The sequence below is a fragment of the Acetobacter tropicalis genome, from assembly GCF_001580915.1.
Lineage (GTDB): Bacteria > Pseudomonadota > Alphaproteobacteria > Acetobacterales > Acetobacteraceae > Acetobacter > Acetobacter tropicalis.
The window spans coordinates 222,552-240,027 of sequence record NZ_LHZQ01000222.1; the positions used below are offsets into that span (position 1 = coordinate 222,552).

The window sequence follows — 17,476 nt, forward strand, 5'->3', positions numbered from 1 at the left end:
TATATCGGATACGTCCCCCTGCGGGCGGCACAACGGTGGGAGATCGGCTCCTGACTACAGAACGACCCGGATGGAGGGTGGCATATCTTGACGGGTAAGCGTTCAGCCCTGTTTGTTTCTGTCTGCCTTCTTCCTTTCCTTGTTCAGGGAAGCAGTAGTGCATCAGCGGCCGGTAGGGCATCGGCCGCCCAGGCGACTCCACCTGCCGCCGTAACGGCAGAGCGCCATAATCGGTTTACCGCTTCAACCTCTACTCCGGTGCGCCCGGGTGGTGTGATTGAAGATATTCAGGTCACGGGTAATACCCGGATCGAGACCAATACCGTGCTGTCTTACATGGTGGTGCGGCCCGGAGATTCCTTTAGTCAGGATGATCTGGATCGTTCGCTGAAGACACTCTACGCTACAGGTCTGTTCCGCGATGTGACGTTGCGGCGTGAAGGGAATATCCTGCACGTCCGTCTGGTGGAAAACCCCATCGTCAACCGTATCGTGTTTGAGGGCAATCACGCCGCCAAGGATGAGGACCTGCGGAAGGTTATCTCCCTGCGCCCACGTGCGGTGTTCTCGGCTGAAAATACGGCTGATGATCGCCAGAAAATTCTTGAGGTTTATGCCCAGAAAGCGCGATACGCTGCTGTAGTGACGCCTCAGGTTATCCGTCTGGCGCATAATCGTGTTGATGTGGTGTTCCAGATCAACGAAGGACCGCAGACGCTTATTCGGAAAATTGCTTTTGTCGGTAATAGGGCGTTTGGGGAAGCGCGTCTGTCCGGTGTTGTGTCTTCAAAAGAAACAGCCTGGTACCGCTTTTTCTCGTCCTCGGATGAATATAACCCTGACCGTCTGAAGTATGACGCGGAGCTATTGCGTCGTTTCTATCTCAGTAACGGGTATGTGGACTTCCAGATCAAGAATGCCACGGGTGAACTCTCACCAGATAGAAAATCGTTCTATGTGACGTTCACGATGGATGAAGGCCCGCGTTACCGTTTGGGTAAAGTGGATATTCGTTCCAGTCTGCGCCACGTTCCTGCCAAGTCCCTGCGTAAATACATCGAACTGTTTGCGCACCAGTGGTACGATGGCAAGGCGGTTCAGGATAACGCGACCGACATGGAAGAAACCCTTCAGGCGCAGGGGCATCCCTTTGCCATGGTGCATCCTGAAATTGCCCGAAACCCTGAAAAGGGCGTGGTCAATCTGCTGTTTGATGTGAGCGAAGGGCCGCGCCGTTATATTGAGCGTATTGATGTAAATGGGAACACGGTCACGCAGGATAATGTTATCCGCCGTCAGCTTCCGTTTGCGGAAAGCGATCCGTATACCCCCAGCTACAAAAAATATGCCAAGGCCGCGTTGCAGGATCTAGGCTTCTTCAAGAGTGTTTCCATTGATGAAGCGCCCGGAGCATCACAGGACCGGACAAACGTTGCTGTCAGTGTTGTGGAAAAGCCGACGGGTGAATTCTCACTCGGCGGCGGTTACTCAACAGACGTGGGCGTGATTGGTAATATTGGCCTCAAGCAGCACAACCTACTCGGCACAGGCGTGGACGCGGGTTTGTCTGGCACCATGTCTCTGTGGGAAAAACAGGCGGATTTCTCGCTGACCAATCCGGCTTTCCTTGGGCGTAACCTGGTTGCCGGTGTGGATATTTTTGGCATCCAGAACAAGTATCAGACCTACCAGAACTATTCAGAAAGCCGGTATGGGATCACACTCCGTATGGGGTATGCCTATAACCGCTATCTGTCTCAATCTTGGAACTACAGCCTTATTCGCCGTAGCGTGGGTGATACGTGGAGTGAGTCCTCCTGGTACATTCTGGATCAGTCCGGTAAGTCTCTTCTTTCCCAGCTCAGCACCAATCTGGTGTATGATACCCGCGATAATCACATGGCACCGCATAGCGGGTACATGGTTTCCGTCGGTGGTGATTTTGCCGGGCTGGGTGGCGATGAACGCTATGTGCGTGGCAAGATCAACGGGGCCTATTACATCCCGCTTGATGACCTGACCAACAGTCATGAATGGACCGCGTCCTTCCGTGCCGGGATGGGCTACATGACGGACTGGGGCGGTGGTCGTCATGATATTATCGATAACTTCTATCTTGGCGGTAACAATCTGCGTGGCTTCCTTGATGGGGGTGCCGGTCCGCGTAGTGTGGGGCAGCCAGGTCACTCCTCTGAAGATCTTTTGGGTGGGCGGTTTATGTATAACGCCTCTGCCCAGTTGAATTTCCCCATTCCGTTCCTGTCTGATATGGGCGTCAAGGGACGCGCCTTTGTGGACTCCGGGAGTGTGGCCGGCCTGCGTGTGCGCCGGAATCTGACAAATCCTGTTACGGATGCCCCCTACTATACGCGTGTAAGTGGTGATACGCTGCGGCCGCGCGTAAGTGCCGGTGCCGGGTTCTCCTGGAAGAGTCCCTTCGGCCTGCTGAACATCGATCTGGGTGTTCCTGTTATGCGTAGCCATAATGACCGTACGCAGCTTCTTCGCTTTGGCTTCGGCCAGCAATTCTGAGGTAATGATGCCCTATTTCTGCAGAAAAGCCGTTTTTGGTGCGGCTCTCCTGTCATTTTCTGTTGCGCTGGCTCCTATGGCCATGGCGCAGAATTCCGGTGGTGGTTGGTTTGTGCCGAAGGCCGCGCAGCAGCCTGCGCCTCCTCCTGCGGCTCATGCGCCTCGCCGTGCGGCACCTGCACCGGTTCAATTGCCTGCACCGCCAGCGGATAGCGGAGAAGCGGATCAAACTCCGCCGGTCCTGCCGCTGCCCCCTATTCCTGCAGCACCCGATCTCCCTAAAGGCGTGGCTCCGCCAACAACCATTATCGGGGTTATCAGTGTTTCCGGCGTGATGCGTCAGTCTTCTGCTGCCATGCAGGTAGAACGTGTTCTGGGCAGCCGTCGTGATGCCTTGGCGCAGGATTTGCAGAAAGAACAGGCTGGTTGGCGTGATGAGCAGCAGAAGCTGCAGGCACAGGCAAAAACCATGACGTCTGACCAGATCCAGACGCGGGAACGCAGTCTTCAGGCACGAGTCATGAAGGCGCAGCGTGATTTCCGTAACCGTAATCGGATCATTCAGGAAGCCGCTCAGGTTTCTCTGGGCCAGATTGAGCGTGAACTGGTACAGGTCATTCAGAAAGTTGCGGCATCTCACGGTATGAATCTGGTTCTGCACAGCGAGCAGGTTGCTCTGCATGTGGACGGCCAGGATATTACCAACGAAGTCGCGAAGCAGCTGAACGGTATTCTGCCGGGCGTGTTTATTCCGGAAGCCAATGTGGACCCGGAAGAGCTGGCAAAGTCTGGCAAGATGCCGACAACGGCAGACGCAGACCAGCAGCAGGCTGGTTCATCTGAGCCTGCTCCCGTTCCTGCCGCTGCTCCGAAAAAATAAGCATGACAGGGCGGCAGACATCTTCTTCCGGGCCAGCTGATCCCCGGTTTTTCAATCGGTCTGGTCCGTTTGAGGCTCAGGTTCTGGCAGATGCGGCTGAGGCCACTCTGCTTCCTCCGCGGGAGGGGGCACTGTCTGTCTCAGGATATACAGGTATTGCGCCGCTTCAGGTGGCTGGCCCGCAGGAGGTCAGCTTTCTGGACAACCGGCGTTATGCTCCGTTGCTGGAAGATACAAAAGCGGGACTGGTTATTGTTGCTCCCGCTTTTGCGGATAAGGTTCCGCCCCACTGTGCCGCGCTGGTTTCAAGCAAGCCTTATCTGGCGTGGTCACGTGTGGCGCGCCTTTTTCACCCCAAAAAGCCTGCACAGCCGGGTGTTCATCCTTCTGCCTGCATTGATACCAGCGCAAGCGTGGATCCATCCTGTGAAATAGGGCCATTTGTAGTTGTTGAAGCCGGTGCGGAAATCGGCCCGGGTTGTATTATCGGTTCCCACGCCGTGGTGGGGCAGGGTGTGCAAATTGGGCAGGATTGCCGGATTGGCAACCATGTTACCGTTTCTCATGCCGTTATTGGGGAACGTGTGATAATTCTGCCCGGCGCACGGATCGGGCAGGACGGTTTTGGCTTTGCAGTTGGGCCAGAGGGCTTTGAAAGCGTGCCACAACTGGGGCGCGTGGTTCTTGAGCATGATGTGGAAATAGGGGCGAATACCACCATAGACCGCGGATCTGTGAACGATACGGTTATTGGTGCGGGCTCGCGTCTCGACAATCTTGTTCAGATCGGCCACAACGCCCGTCTTGGACGGTGCTGCATTGTGGTGTCGCAGGCAGGAATTTCCGGTTCTACCGTTCTGGAAGATTTTGTGACTGTGGCTGCACAGGCTGGCCTGATCGGTCATATCCGTATTGGTGCCAAAGCACGTATTGGCGCGCAGTGTGGCGTAATGTCCGATGTGGAAAGTGGTGCGGATGTTATTGGCAGTCCGGCCATGCCTTTCCGGGAGTTTTTCCGGAATGTTGCCGTGTTGCGCAAGTTGGCCAAGAAAGCGTCCGGATCGGCTGAAGGCGGTTCGGGTAAAGAGTGAACACATGCCGGGCGTTGTCCGGCCGAGCAGGGTGGTCTAGGGGACGTGGAGACGAAACAAGAGTCGCAGCAGGACGTTCAGACAATCGACAAGATTGACGTCAACCGCATTATGCAGGCGATTCCACACAGATATCCTTTTCTTCTGATCGACCGGATGGTGGAAATCGTCCTGGGAGAAGAGGCGACAGGTATCAAGAATGTTTCCGTCAACGAGCCGTTTTTTCAGGGACATTTCCCCGAGCGGCCTGTCATGCCGGGTGTCTTGATTGTGGAGGCCATGGCCCAGACGGCAGCTACCCTTGTGGTTCTGACGCTGGGAAAGGCCTTTGAAGGCAAGCTTGTGTATTTCATGACCATTGAAGGTGCCAAGTTCCGTCGCCCTGTAGAACCGGGTGATCAGTTGCGCATCCATGTAAAAAAAGAGCGTCACCGTTCCAATGTGTGGAAATTCCGTGGTGTTGCCAAAGTCGATGATGTGATTGTGGCGGAAGCTACGTTCAGCGCCATGATCATGGGCTGAATGAAGCGTTTTAGCGCTTTAATTTTTGATAGAGACGATTTTTGCCCGGAAAACGCCCGCTTTCTGAGGCAAGGCTGCTCACGGTTCATGCGTAAACAGGCGCAGGCGTGGCGCAAGCAGGAGAGGAGCTGAGGTGGTGCACGCTGTAGGAGAAGACAGGGTAGCGGTTATTCATCCGTCTGCCATTGTTGCACCGGAAGCCCGGCTTGGACGTGGTGTGGTGATTGGGCCATGGTGTTCGGTTGGCCCGAATGTGGTTATTGAAGACAATGTGGAACTTATTTCCCACGTTGTGATTGATGGTCATACCCGGTTGGGTGAGGGGTCTCGTTATTTTCCCTTCTGTACTGTGGGTATGGCGCCGCAGGATCTGAAATATAAAGGTGAACCAACCCGCTGTGAGGTTGGCGCCGGAACGGTGGTGCGTGAGCACGTGACCATTCATCGCGGCACGGCAACCGGCACAGGCCTGACGCATGTGGGTCATAACGTATTGATCATGGCTAATGCGCATGTTGCACATGATTGCTGGCTGGGCGATCGCGTTATTATCGTTAACAATGTGGTTATGGGCGGTCACGTCACGATTGAAGATGATGCCCGCGTGATGGGTTCTGCCGCCATCCATCAGTTTGTACGGATTGGCCATGCAGCCCTCGTTGGCGGCGTGGCCGGTGTGGAAGCTGATGTGATTCCCTATGGCAGCGTGCTTGGTAACCGGGCGCGTTTGGTGGGGCTGCATTGGATCTGGTTGCGCCGGAATGGAGTGCGGTCGGCTGAAATTCATAGGATGCGCAAGGCGTTTTTCACGCTTTATCCAAAGACGGACGAGGACGGTACATTCGCATCGCGCCTGGATGTGGTGCGTCGTGAATTTGGCGATGATGTGCGCGTGCGTGAAATTCTCGACTTCATAGATGGCCCCAGCAAACGCGGATTGGTGCGCGTGGCGCGGGGTGACTTCAGCACGGCAGAAACCGAGGGCGCGTGAGCGCACAAACCGGCGCTGTCGGTATTCTGGCAGGGGGAGGCCCTCTGCCAGCCCGTGTTGCCGAGGCGGCTGCGGCTGCGGGGCGTCCAGTTTTTATTCTAGGCTTTGAAGGGTTTGCTGAGTCAGAGGTCATTGCGCCTTGGCCTCATGAAACTGTTCGGCTGGGTGCAGCCGGACGGATGCTCTCTCTTCTGCGTGCTCATGGGTGCACGGATCTGGTGCTGATAGGCCCAATCCGTCGTCCTTCTCTCCGTAGTTTGTACCCTGATGCAGAAGGCGCACGTATTCTCGCAAGGTTGGGGCGCGCCTTGTTCGCGGGGGATGACGGCTTGTTGGCGGCCCTTGTGCGTCTGTTGGGGGAAGAAGGGTTTACCGTTCGTGGTGCGCATGAATTTCTTGCGCAGTCTGTGGCGCGACCCGGGGTGCTGGGGTGTATCGTTCCGGATGAACAGGCGAAGGCTGATATCCAGCGCGGTATACAGGTTGTGCAGGCTTTGGGGCGCATGGACATCGGGCAAGGCTGCGTGGTGCAGAATGGCCTTGTATTGGCCGTAGAGGCCATGGAGGGCACGGACCGCATGCTCGCGCGCGCAGGTGAATGCCGTCAGCCGGGTGACGGCGGCGTGCTGGTCAAAATGTTGAAACCTGGACAGGAAAAGCGCGCCGATATGCCGACCATAGGGCCAGCTACCGTCAGGAATGCTCATGCTGCCGGCTTGAAAGGGATTGCCTTTGAAGCGGGCCACACATTGATGACAGATCGTGAAGCCTGCATTGCCGCCGCTGATCAGGCCGGCTTGTTCCTGATAGCCATTACGCCAGAGACATTTGCTGACTGAAACCCGGACCGTCAGCGTATCCATGGGGTTTTGGAGCCTCTGTTTTCAAAAAGTTCATACGGCTTTTTGTGTGAACCATACTGTGTAGAATTCTTTTAGACCGCAGAGCACTGAAGAGAGGACAACCTATGCCCCGTTATTTGCACACCATGGTTCGCGTAAAAAATCTGGATGCCAGCATCGCTTTCTACAAATTGCTGGGGATGCATGAACTGCGCCGTCGGGAAGTGCCGGAAGGCCAGTATACGCTGGTTTTTATAGGATACGCAGATAACGCTGCGGGAGAAGCCGAAATTGAACTGACCTATAACTGGGGCAAGGATGACAGCTACGACGTGGGCACAGGATTCGGACATTTTGCCGTAGGCGTGCCAGATGTTGCCGATGCCGTAGAAAAAGTGCGGGCTGGTGGCGGCAAGGTGACGCGTGAGGCCGGGCCCGTGAAATTCGGCACGAGTGTTATCGCGTTTGTTGAAGACCCGGACGGCTACAAGATTGAACTGATCCAGCGGCCTGACTGACAATAAGGCCACAGTCTTCGGAGGACCGTTGATGGGGAAATGCCGCCACTTTCATGGCGGCATTTTTTATGAGCGCTGAAAGCTGAGTGATGTCTGAATGATTGGAATAAAATGGATATCAGGCAGGAGGCTGCTGTTTCAGGCGGAGCAGTAGTCGCTCAAGGGACTCGGTAATGGTCTGGGCGGCTTTCTGCACAAGCGGGTCGGGATTTTCATCAAGCTGATCGGCCGCCAGCATGGCGGGAGAGATAATGCCGCGAATATCATGCCGCAGCTTGGGCGTTAACTCTGACCCGGTTGCGGAAAAGGGGGCAGGCGGCGTGGCGGGTTGTGTGGTGGCAGCGGCCTGCTCGGGGCGCGCAAGAGTGGTCTCAGAAGAAGTCTGATGGCCGAGCGCCGCAACATGCAATCGGCACCCCAGCCACGCGCCGATGGCAGCGGCCAATATCACTGGTAGCAGGCCTGCTGGGAAGGAGAGACCCAGTACGCCTGAAACAAGAGCTCCCAGGATCGGTAGGCAGAACAGGGCAATTAGAGGACTGGTTGAAGGACGAATCTGGTTCACTAGGGATCAACCTTTGCGTTTGTGGCGTAAAACCGGCTGGAAGACTCTGTGGTTGTGATTGACGGACACACATCTGAACAGTATAAGCCGCCCCTGATCTGGGCAGGTGGTTCTGTGCTGCCTGTATGACATTTTAATGAAGGGAGTGCAGCAATGAAGCGCACTTATCAACCGTCCCGGCTGGTCCGCAAGCGCCGCCATGGTTTCCGCGCCCGTATGGCAACAGTTGGTGGACGCCGTGTTATTGGCAACCGTCGCGCAAAAGGCCGTAAGCGTCTTTCCGCTTAAGTCTTAGCGGCAGTCCGGCAGAATGGACCGGCGTGAAGGTCAGGCAGAAGCGGGAACGGTGTTTGTCCGGTCCCAGCGTCTGAAGAATCGGAAAGAGTTTCTCTTTCTGGCTGCGCGGGGGCGTAAAGCGCCTGTGCCGGGCCTTGTCCTTCAGCTCTTCCGGCGTCAGGATTCGGATGTCGCGCGTGTTGGGTTTACTGTTACCAAAAAGGTCGGGAACGCCGTAGTACGCAACAGGGCTCGCCGCCGGTTGCGGGAAGTGGTGCTATTGGTTGAAGCTGATACGCCGCTTAACGGGCTTGATCTTGTTCTGATAGGTCGTGCTGCTACGGGGAAACGTCTTTTTACGGACCTGGTGGCGGATTTCCGCAAGGCCCTTGCGATATGCCTTGCCGAGGCCGACCGAAAGGCTCACTCCCTTAGAAAATAAGTGCTGCTTCGTGACGAGGCAGCTTGGGGGTGTAACTTTCTCGGCTTGCATTCCTGCTCATCCTGCGCTGGAACCAGAGTGCCGTGAAGACTCCGGGTTTTGCGGTCTGATTTTATGTTCCGTTTCGTGCAGGGGGGCCAGCGGGCCAGCCAATGGATACAAGACGTCTGATACTGGCAACGCTGCTGTCAGCTGTGGTTCTTATCGGGTTTGATTATTTCTTCCCGCAGGCGCCAAAGGCCCCTGTTCCCACATCCACTCAACAAACTGTTTCTGCCCCGGCTTCTGGCGGTGCTGCGTCAGCAAATGCGCCCGCAGCGCCGAGCGTAGCGGAGCCCGCGGCTCAGCCGGATGGGCCTGATACGCGTGTGGTGATTGATGCTCCGGCCGTGCAGGGCAGCCTGAGCCTGCGCGGTGGCAAGCTGGATGATCTGGTGCTCAAGGCGTACCGTGAAACAACGGATGCCAACAGCCCGGATGTAAGGGTGCTTAGCCACGCAACGCAGGCCAAACCTGACTATGTGGATTTTGGCTGGCGTGCCGCGTCTGACGCAACCGTTCATCTGCCAGATGCCAACACGCTATGGAAAGCAGACAACACGCATCTGGATGTGACCCATCCCGTCAATCTTACATGGGATAACGGTCAGGGGCTGACGTTTGAGATCGCCATGGCGGTTGACAAGAGCTTCATGTTCACGGTGACCCAGCGTGTGCACAACACCAGTGGTCAGGCTGTGGCCCTGTATCCCTTCTACCGTGTGAACCGGGGCTACACGCCGGAAACAAACGGCGGCATGCTGGTGCATGAAGGTCCTATTTCCGTCATTGATGGTCGTCTGAACGAAGGGTCTTACAAATCCCTGCGCAAGGATGGGGTTCCGCCGGATAACGTGTCCTGGAGCCATCAGGGCACCGGTGGCTGGGCTGGTATTACGGACAAATACTGGCTGATGGCCGTTGTGCCTGATCAGTCCGCGCAGGTGGTGGGCGCTTATACGTACCTGCCGCAGAGAAACATGTATCAGGTCGGCTTTACCAGCACGGCCCCCATTCAGATTGCAGCTGGCCAGACAGCCAGCACCGAAGCCCATGTTTTTGCCGGTGCCAAGGAAGTGCGTCTGCTCGACCAGTACGAGCACGACCTGCATATTCCCATGTTCTGGAAGGCTGTGGATTTCGGCTGGCTTTCCTTCCTGACACGTCCGGTCTTCTTCGTGCTGGATTGGCTGTATTCCATGATGGGCAATTTTGGTCTGGCTCTGCTGACCTTTACGGTTATCGTGAAGCTGGCCTTCCTACCGCTGACCATCAAGCAGATGCGCATGACGTGGAAAACCAGCCGCCTGAAGCCGAAGGTGGACCAGATCCGCGCGCGTTACAAAGACGACCCCATGGCCATGCAGCAGCATATTATGGGGCTGTATCGGGAAGAGAACGTGAACCTGTTTGGTGGCTTCCTGCCCCTGTTCATTCAGGCTCCCGTGTTCTGGTGTCTGTATAAGGATCTGTATGTCACCATTGAAATGCGTCATGCGCCGTTCTTTGGCTGGATCAAGGACCTTTCTGCCCCAGACCCCACGAATATTTTCAACCTGTTTGGTCTGATTCCGTTCAACCCGGCGCATGTGTTGCCGTTGCTGGCGCTGGGCGCGTGGCCGATCCTGTATGGCGCCACCATGTTCCTGATGCAGAAGATCAGCGCCAGTTCCACCAACATGGACCCGGCCCAGCAGAAGGTGATGGCGTTCATTCCGTTGCTGTTCACCTTCTTCATGGCGCATCAGCCCGTGGGTTTGGTGATCTATTATTGCTGGAGCAACCTGCTGACGGCATTGCAGCAAGTGCTTATTCTGGGGCGGTTCAAAGCTGCGGATAAAAAATCCGTGCCGAGCAAAAGCTGATGGGGGATACAACCCGCTCCTTCCGCGAACTGGATAGTCAGGCGCAGATTGACGCCGCCCTTGAAGAAGGGCGGCTCCTTTTTGCAGGCTCCTGCGACTTTATTTTCGGGGCACAGAAGCTGGGGCAGCTTCCCCCGCAGACTCTGCCGGAAATTGCGTTTGCCGGGCGTTCCAATGTGGGCAAGTCCAGCCTTGTGAATGCGTTGACGGGCCGCAAGACACTGGCTCGCGCTTCTTCCGAACCGGGCCGCACCAAACAGTTGAACTTCTTCAATCTGGCGGATCGGCTGATGCTGGTGGATATGCCGGGGTATGGATACGCCAAGGCTGCGAAATCCGTGAAGGAAGACTGGCAGGAAATGATGTTTGATTACCTGCGGGGCCGTCCCGGCCTGAAGCGGGTGATGTTGCTGCTGGATGCGCGCATTGAACTCAAGCCGCATGATGAAGAGGTCATGAAACTGCTGGATCGCGCTGCGGTCAGTTTTCAGATCGTTCTGACCAAGTGCGATGCCGTGAAGCCAGCCCCTCTGGCCCGCAAGGAAGAAGCCATACTGGCTGTGGCACGCCGTCATGCCGCGGCCTGCCCGTTTCTCTCCCTTTCCAGCAGTGAGACAGGGCAGGGTATTGAACAGTTGAGAGCGGAACTGGCGGAATTCGCGCTGCCGTCGCAGTCCTTCTAGTTTCGGCAGGTTTGAGAGCAGGAAATTACACCATGACCATCGCCAAGCCTCCCATTATGGAGCCGCATCAGGAAGCGGCCATTCTGGCCGGTGCGCTGCCCTATCTGCGCCGCTATGCCGGTGACACCATTGTGGTGAAATACGGCGGTCATGCCATGGGTGACCCGGAACTGGCGCAGACCTTCGGGCGGGACATCGCCTTGCTGAAGCTGGTTGGCATCAACCCCGTGGTGGTGCATGGCGGCGGCCCCCAGATCAACAGCATGCTCAAGCGGCTGGATATCAAATCCACCTTTGTGGATGGCCTGCGGGTGACAGACGCCAACATGGTGGATGTGATCGAAATGGTGCTGGCCGGTTCCGTCAACAAGGAAGTGGCGGAACTGATCAGCCAGGCTGGCGCGCTGGCTGTTGGTATCTCCGGCAAGGATGGCAAGCTGATTACGGCCCGCAAGCTGCAACGCACCGTGCGGGATAATGACAGCCAGATTGAACGGGTGCTTGATCTGGGCTTTGTGGGCGAGCCCGTGAAGGTGGACCCTCGTGTCATCTATGCGCTTTCCGGCTCGGGCCTGATTCCGGTTATTGCTCCTGTTGGGTTGGGGGAAGACGGCGCAACCTACAATATCAATGCTGATACGGCGGCTGGCGCTATTGCCGGGGCTGTGCATGCTACCCGTCTGCTGATGCTGACTGATGTTCCCGGTGTGCTGGATGCAAACGGGAAGTTGATTCCTGAACTGACAGCCGAGCAGGCACGTCAGGCCATTGCAGACGGTGTGATTACCGGCGGCATGATTCCCAAGGTTGAAACCTGCATTCAGGCCGTGCAGGCCGGTGCGCGGGCTGCGGTGATCATCAATGGCCGAATTCCGCACGCATGCCTGCTGGAACTGTTCACCGCTTCCGGCTCCGGCACACTCATCCGGGCGGACTAAGCCCCATGCGCGGCGGCTAATGGTAGTGCCTGAGGCACTGCCGGATGGCTGTCCGTGTGTCATGATGCGTTGACAGGCATCGGCCCTGTCCGCATGGTCCATCCGTATTTTTCGTATCGGGTCGGCCTGCCCCGATTGGTTCCATCATGTCTGACGGTGTCTTATGACTGAAGCTACTCTCCGCGCTCATATTGAAACTCTGTGGGAAGCACGTGATCGTGTGTCTTCCGCTACCGTCGGTGAAGACCGCAAAGCAATTGAAGACGCTCTGGAAGCTCTGGATTCCGGTCGTCTGCGTGTTGCTGCCCCCAGTGAAGATGGCTGGGTAGTGCATGAATGGCTGAAAAAGGCGGTTCTGCTGTCCTTCCGGCTGAATGACAGTGTTGTCATTCCGGGTGCTGCGGCTGGTGCTCCGGCTTATGACAAAGTGCCCGTCAAGTTTCAGGGGTGGGACCAGGCCCGTTTTGAAAAAGCCGGTTTCCGCGTGGTGCCGGGTGCTGTGGTGCGTTATTCCGCCCACATTGCTCCCGGTGCGGTGCTGATGCCCAGCTTTGTGAATGTGGGTGCCAACGTTGGCAGCGGCACCATGGTGGATACCTGGGCTACGGTGGGAAGCTGCGCACAGATTGGCAAAAACTGTCATATCAGTGGTGGTGCCGGTATTGGGGGTGTGCTTGAACCGCTTCAGGCTGCTCCGGTCATTATTGAAGATAACTGCTTCATTGGTGCCCGTTCAGAAGTGGCGGAAGGCGTGATTGTTGAACGTGGGTCCGTTCTGTCCATGGGGGTATTCCTCGGGGCTTCCACCAAAATTGTGGACCGCGCCACGGGGGAAATTTTCATGGGTCGCGTTCCGGCCTATTCCGTTGTGGTGCCGGGCACGCTGCCGTCTTCCAACCCCATTGGCGCGGATGGCAAGCCCAACCCGCAGTTGGCCTGTGCTGTGATTGTAAAGCGCGTTGATGAACGCACCCGTTCAAAAACATCTATCAACGATCTCCTGCGCGACTAAGCAGCGGGACGGAGAGAGCATGAGCGGATCAGAAGCTGAGCAGACTATACCCGCTACGGCGGCAAAGGCCGATCAGGGCAATGCGCAGGTTCTTCCTGCGCCAACTGACCCGATTGCCGTTGCACAGGCGTTGATCCGCCACCCTTCAGTGTGCCCAGACCCCGGGCCAGCTCAGCAGATGCTTGCCGCTATGCTGGAAAAGCTGGGGTTTGAGGTCTGGCACCTTTCTTATGGGGAAGGGCTGGAACGGACCCCCAATTTTTTCGCGCGATTGGGTAAATCTGGCCCGCATATCTGCTTTGCCGGGCATACCGATGTTGTGCCGCCGGGGGCGGAGGCCGCGTGGGCTCACCCGCCTTATGCGGCCGAGATTGAAGACGGCATACTGTATGGCCGTGGTGCGTGTGACATGAAGGGCGGTATTGCTGCCTTTGTGGCTGCTGTTGCCCGGTTCACAGGCAATGGGCATCAGGCAGGCTCCATCAGTTTTCTGATTACCGGAGATGAAGAAGGGCCAGCCACCTACGGCACCAAAAAGGTGCTGGAATGGATGGCGCAGGAAGGTCAGATTCCTGATTATTGCGTGGTGGGGGAGCCCACCAATCCTGCAGCCATGGGCGATATGGTCAAAATTGGCCGTCGCGGTAGTCTGAATGCCCATATTGTGGTTGAGGGGGTGCAGGGGCATGTGGCTTATCCCCATCGGGCGGATAATCCGGTGCATCGGCTTCTGACCATTCTTGCTGCTTTGCAGGCCCAGCCCTTGGATAACGGATCTGACTGGTTTGAACCTTCCAGTTTGCAGGTGACCAGTGTGGATGTGGGTAATTCTTCCACCAATGTAATTCCTGCTCAGGCCGAAGCGCGCCTGAATATTCGGTTTAATGATCTGCATACGGGGGAAGGACTGACTGGCTGGTTACGTACAGTCTGCCAGCAGCACGCTCCCAACGTGCGTGTGGTCGTCAAGATTAGTGGGGAGTCGTTTCTTACTGCTCCGGGTGCTGCAACAGATGCTCTGGTGAAAGCCATTGAGCACGTAACGCAGCGCACACCCAAGCTGGATACGGGTGGCGGCACATCTGATGCCCGCTTTATTGCGCAATACTGCCCGGTATCCGAGTTCGGGTTGGTGGGGGCCAGCATCCATAAGGTGGATGAGCACACCTCGGTGGCAGACCTGGAAACACTTACCCAAATATATGAGACCTTTCTGGAAGGGGTCATGGCGTGATTTCTAATTCGGGAAAAATGGGAAGTGGGCGGAAAATCCTGCAAGGCATGCTGCTTCTGGCCAGTGGACGGCGCGAAGGTATAGCCTGCTTTGAGGGTACGCCGGATGCGTTCGGGGCAGCTCTTGCGCCACAACTGGCTATGCTGATTGTGGGTGTGCTGCAGGTGTTTGTGGTGCCTGACAAGCTTCTGGGCCTGACCAAAATCCTGCTTTCCCTCTGCGTTGTTTTGCTGCCTGCTGTGGTGTCACAGTTCTATGCGCATCGCTGGGGGCGGGATGTTCTGTGGCTGCGCTATATAACAGCAGCCACATGGTGCAACTGGGTTGTGCTGCTTATTTCCCTTGGGGCCACCATTCTGGCGGGGTTGCTGTTCCCGGCCATTCTTACGCAGCCCGGTTTCATGGGGGCTCTGGTTCTGAGTGTGGCCGTGTATGAAATGTGGCTGCAATGGTATGTGGCCCGTGTCGGGCTTGGCCTGAGCCGTGGGCGGGCGTTGTTGCTGTATGCTTCAATCCTTGCCGCAACGTTGGCGCTTTATGTTTTTGCCGCTCTTTTGCCGCCGCATTACATCGTGCTGAAGGATCTGCTTCAGCCGATGATCAACATGAAGAATAGCTGAGGTTTGGGGTTAGAGCCGACCCAGAGCTTTCCGCTTTTTGGCTTTAACGACCGCTGTGTCCAGTGCGGAAAGAAAGGTGGAGCGGTCTGAACGGGTAAAGCCGCGCCCACCTTGTGTAATGGCCCCCGTGTTCCGTAAATCTTCCATTAGGTTCCGCATAGCCAGCGCCATGCCGATGGCATTTTCATCGAGAATACGGCCGCGCGGGTCAAGAACGCACGCACCTTTTGCTACACAGCGTGCAGCAAGCGGAATGTCAGCAGAAATGACAATATCATGAGCCATGACCTGATCGGCAATCCAGTTGTCCGCCACATCCATTCCCTCTGTCACAACAATACGTTCAATCAGAGGAGAGGCTGGAATAGCGATCATTTTGTTGGAGACAACAAAAGTGTGCAGCCCATAGCGTGCGGCTACGCGGTAGGTTTCGTCCCGAACAGGGCAGGCATCGGCGTCAATAAAAATACGAATCATGCTGCGAGTGTAGCACAGGTTATCTGACCTATAAGGAAAGCCTGTATGACGGACTGGCAAAGTGAGATCCCAATCATCCGCCCGTAGCAGACAGGGCACGGTTAACCCTTAGCCAATGCTATGTGTGGTGATTAGCCGAAAGGATCTGGCTCGTATCCTACGCCGGTAAGATACAGGCCTTCAGGGGGAGCGGTGGGGCCAGCCGCACAGCGGGATTTCGCTTCAAGAGCGTGCGCAATGCGTTCAGGTTTCCAGCGACCCTGTCCTACCAGGCTGAGTGTGCCGACCATGTTGCGTACCTGATGGTGTAAGAAAGAGCGCGCTTTGGCGATGATCCACACTTCCTCGCCATGACGTTCTACTCTCAGGATATCCAAAGTACGCAAGGGGCTTCTGGCCTGACAGGCCACAGCACGGAAGGACGTGAAATCGTGTGACCCAATCAGATAATTGGCTCCTTCCTGCATCAGATCAATATCCAATGGTGAACGAAGATGCCACACGTGGGAAGCTCCCAGAGCCGGGCGTGAGGGGCGGTTGAGAATGCGGTAGCGATAGGAACGCCATGTTGCGGAAAAGCGTGCGCTCCAGTCCAGCCCGACTTGGGCGGCCTCAATGACTGCTACAGCATGGGGCTTTAGGTGATAGCTTAATCCGTCCCTTACCCGGTAAGGGAGAAGCGGCATGTCAGCCGGAAAATCCAGATGCGCAACTTGTCCTGTGGCGTGCACACCGGAGTCCGTTCGTCCGGCCGTAATGCTAGTGACTCGCCGGCCGCCAGCCATGCGTGTGGCGGCTTCCTCCAGAAGCGCCTGCACGGAAAGGCCGCTGGTCTGACGTTGCCAGCCTACAAGGCCCGTGCCGTCATATTCAAGTTTGACCGCCCATCTCTGATAAGCTGGGGCTCGGTCGCGCTCGGCCTGAAGTTCGTCAACCAGCACATCAGACATAAGGGCAGGACCGCGGAAAAAAAGGAATCATTTGGAATGCGCAGATGGAGCATCATCATCCTGCGCAATAAGCAGAACGGTACCAGCAGGGATCGAATGCCCCCGTAGGAAGGCCTCAGCCTCCATCATGCCCCGACCGGGCTTTTGCAGACGAGTGAGGCGTACAGCACCTTCACCACAGGCCACTGTTAAAGTGTTGTCCAGAAGAGTGCCGGGCCTGGCGGTGTGATGAAACTGCGGAAGAGGGGTGGCCGCTCCGATCTTGATAATCATGCCATCGTTCAGCACAGTGAATGTGCCAGGCCACGGGGTAAGGGCTCGGATGCGGCGATCTATGGCACTGGCGCTCTCCTGCCAGTTGATACGTCCATCTTCGCGTGTCAGCTTCTGGGCATAGGTCACGCCATCTTCCGGCTGCGGGGTAGGGAGCGGAGTTTCCGTCAGCGTGCGCACAACCAGCGTTCCACCCAGAGCGCTCAGAGCGTCATGCAACGATGTGGCGGTTGTCTGGCTGGTAATGGGCACGGCCCCGCGCAGCAACATTGGGCCGGTATCTAACCCGGCTTCCATCTGCATGATGGTCACGCCACTTTCCGTATCGCCAGCCAGAATGGCGCTCTGGATAGGAGAAGCGCCCCGCCAACGCGGTAAAAGGCTTGCGTGAATATTCAGGCAACCAAGACGAGGCGTATCCAGCATGCTCTGGGGCAGGATGAGGCCGTAGGCCGCAACCACGGCCACATCTGCCTGAAAGCCATCAAAAACGGCCCATTCCTCAGTATTTTTGCGCAGGGAAACAGGATGCCTTACCGGCAACCCGAGTTTATCGGCGGCTTGATGTACGGGCGAGGCCCGTAGGACTTTGCCGCGACCAGCGGGCCGAGGCGGCTGCGTGTAAACAGCAACAATATCGTGACCGGCAACATGGAGGGCGTGTAGGGCCGGCACGGCAAAATCCGGGGTGCCCATAAAAATGACGCGCATCGGCCTGGCCTCCGG

19 protein-coding genes are annotated in these 17,476 nt (G+C 56.7%); 15 read left to right on the forward strand and 4 right to left on the reverse strand.

All coding sequences use genetic code 11. The annotated features are described in order from the left end of the window. Window positions 1-87: 87 nt before the first annotated feature. The 7 genes from bamA (at window position 88) to gloA (ending at window position 7,376) form a co-directional block, all read left to right on the forward strand. Window positions 88-2,532 carry an outer membrane protein assembly factor BamA gene (gene bamA / locus AD944_RS15800; RefSeq protein WP_035378089.1) on the forward strand — a complete coding sequence of 815 codons (2,445 nt, stop codon included), beginning with the start codon at window positions 88-90 and terminating at the stop codon, window positions 2,530-2,532. A 4-nt stretch (window positions 2,533-2,536) separates the two neighbouring features. Further along, on the forward strand, window positions 2,537-3,412 hold the full coding sequence (locus AD944_RS15805; RefSeq protein ID WP_081938951.1) for an OmpH family outer membrane protein: 876 nt from the start codon (window positions 2,537-2,539) through the stop codon (window positions 3,410-3,412). Between the two features lie 2 nt (window positions 3,413-3,414). Continuing rightward, a complete protein-coding gene (gene lpxD / locus AD944_RS15810) occupies window positions 3,415-4,503 on the forward strand; it encodes a UDP-3-O-(3-hydroxymyristoyl)glucosamine N-acyltransferase (RefSeq protein ID WP_045543023.1) in 1,089 nt (362 codons plus the stop codon). A gap of 45 nt (window positions 4,504-4,548) precedes the next feature. Further along, window positions 4,549-5,025: a 3-hydroxyacyl-ACP dehydratase FabZ gene (fabZ, locus tag AD944_RS15815; RefSeq protein ID WP_081938952.1), complete on the forward strand. Its 477-nt coding sequence runs from the start codon at window positions 4,549-4,551 to the stop codon at window positions 5,023-5,025. Between the two features lie 136 nt (window positions 5,026-5,161). Continuing rightward, the gene (lpxA, locus tag AD944_RS15820) at window positions 5,162-6,016 is read left to right on the forward strand and encodes an acyl-ACP--UDP-N-acetylglucosamine O-acyltransferase (RefSeq protein WP_045543074.1); all 855 of its coding nucleotides are present in this window, start codon (window positions 5,162-5,164) and stop codon (window positions 6,014-6,016) included. After that, window positions 6,013-6,855: an LpxI family protein gene (locus tag AD944_RS15825; RefSeq protein WP_045543024.1), complete on the forward strand. Its 843-nt coding sequence runs from the start codon at window positions 6,013-6,015 to the stop codon at window positions 6,853-6,855. The genes lpxA and AD944_RS15825 overlap by 4 nt, the downstream gene beginning before the upstream one ends. 128 nt (window positions 6,856-6,983) lie before the next feature. Further along, a complete protein-coding gene (gloA, locus tag AD944_RS15830; protein WP_045543025.1) occupies window positions 6,984-7,376 on the forward strand; it encodes a lactoylglutathione lyase in 393 nt (130 codons plus the stop codon). 118 nt (window positions 7,377-7,494) lie between these two features. On the opposite strand, the gene AD944_RS15835 is transcribed toward gloA, so the two are convergent. Continuing rightward, window positions 7,495-7,941 (reverse strand): hypothetical protein, encoded by a 447-nt coding sequence (locus tag AD944_RS15835; RefSeq protein ID WP_045543026.1) that lies wholly within the window; start codon window positions 7,939-7,941, stop codon window positions 7,495-7,497. A 153-nt stretch (window positions 7,942-8,094) separates the two neighbouring features. Here AD944_RS15835 and rpmH point away from each other — a divergent pair, with 153 nt between their 5' ends. From rpmH to AD944_RS15875, 8 genes are all read left to right on the forward strand, one after another. Further along, window positions 8,095-8,229: a 50S ribosomal protein L34 gene (gene rpmH, locus AD944_RS15840; RefSeq protein ID WP_035378099.1), complete on the forward strand. Its 135-nt coding sequence runs from the start codon at window positions 8,095-8,097 to the stop codon at window positions 8,227-8,229. Window positions 8,230-8,251: 22 nt separating this feature from the next. Continuing rightward, a complete protein-coding gene (gene rnpA / locus AD944_RS15845) occupies window positions 8,252-8,659 on the forward strand; it encodes a ribonuclease P protein component (protein ID WP_045543027.1) in 408 nt (135 codons plus the stop codon). 152 nt (window positions 8,660-8,811) lie between these two features. Then, window positions 8,812-10,563: a membrane protein insertase YidC gene (gene yidC / locus AD944_RS15850; protein WP_045543028.1), complete on the forward strand. Its 1,752-nt coding sequence runs from the start codon at window positions 8,812-8,814 to the stop codon at window positions 10,561-10,563. Continuing rightward, window positions 10,563-11,246: a ribosome biogenesis GTP-binding protein YihA/YsxC gene (yihA, locus tag AD944_RS15855; RefSeq protein WP_045543029.1), complete on the forward strand. Its 684-nt coding sequence runs from the start codon at window positions 10,563-10,565 to the stop codon at window positions 11,244-11,246. Before yidC ends, yihA begins: the two co-directional genes overlap by 1 nt. 32 nt (window positions 11,247-11,278) lie before the next feature. Next, window positions 11,279-12,184, forward strand: a complete 906-nt coding sequence (gene argB, locus AD944_RS15860) for an acetylglutamate kinase (protein ID WP_006559464.1) — start codon at window positions 11,279-11,281, stop codon at window positions 12,182-12,184. A gap of 163 nt (window positions 12,185-12,347) precedes the next feature. Then, window positions 12,348-13,196 (forward strand): 2,3,4,5-tetrahydropyridine-2,6-dicarboxylate N-succinyltransferase, encoded by an 849-nt coding sequence (dapD, locus tag AD944_RS15865; RefSeq protein ID WP_035378104.1) that lies wholly within the window; start codon window positions 12,348-12,350, stop codon window positions 13,194-13,196. Window positions 13,197-13,215: 19 nt separating this feature from the next. Next, window positions 13,216-14,430, forward strand: a complete 1,215-nt coding sequence (gene dapE, locus AD944_RS15870; protein WP_082741291.1) for a succinyl-diaminopimelate desuccinylase — start codon at window positions 13,216-13,218, stop codon at window positions 14,428-14,430. Next, the gene (locus AD944_RS15875; protein WP_052427236.1) at window positions 14,427-15,050 is read left to right on the forward strand and encodes a hypothetical protein; all 624 of its coding nucleotides are present in this window, start codon (window positions 14,427-14,429) and stop codon (window positions 15,048-15,050) included. The genes dapE and AD944_RS15875 overlap by 4 nt, the downstream gene beginning before the upstream one ends. A gap of 9 nt (window positions 15,051-15,059) precedes the next feature. Here the strand turns inward: AD944_RS15875 and AD944_RS15880 are convergent, their stop codons facing one another. From AD944_RS15880 to fmt, 3 genes are all read right to left on the reverse strand, one after another. After that, on the reverse strand, window positions 15,060-15,527 hold the full coding sequence (locus tag AD944_RS15880) for a YaiI/YqxD family protein (protein ID WP_045543031.1): 468 nt from the start codon (window positions 15,525-15,527) through the stop codon (window positions 15,060-15,062). A 131-nt stretch (window positions 15,528-15,658) separates the two neighbouring features. After that, on the reverse strand, window positions 15,659-16,477 hold the full coding sequence (gene truA / locus AD944_RS15885) for a tRNA pseudouridine(38-40) synthase TruA (RefSeq protein WP_045543032.1): 819 nt from the start codon (window positions 16,475-16,477) through the stop codon (window positions 15,659-15,661). 27 nt (window positions 16,478-16,504) lie between these two features. Then, entirely contained in the window at window positions 16,505-17,461 is a 957-nt protein-coding gene (fmt, locus tag AD944_RS15890) for a methionyl-tRNA formyltransferase (RefSeq protein WP_045543033.1), read from the reverse strand. Window positions 17,462-17,476 lie beyond the last annotated feature (15 nt).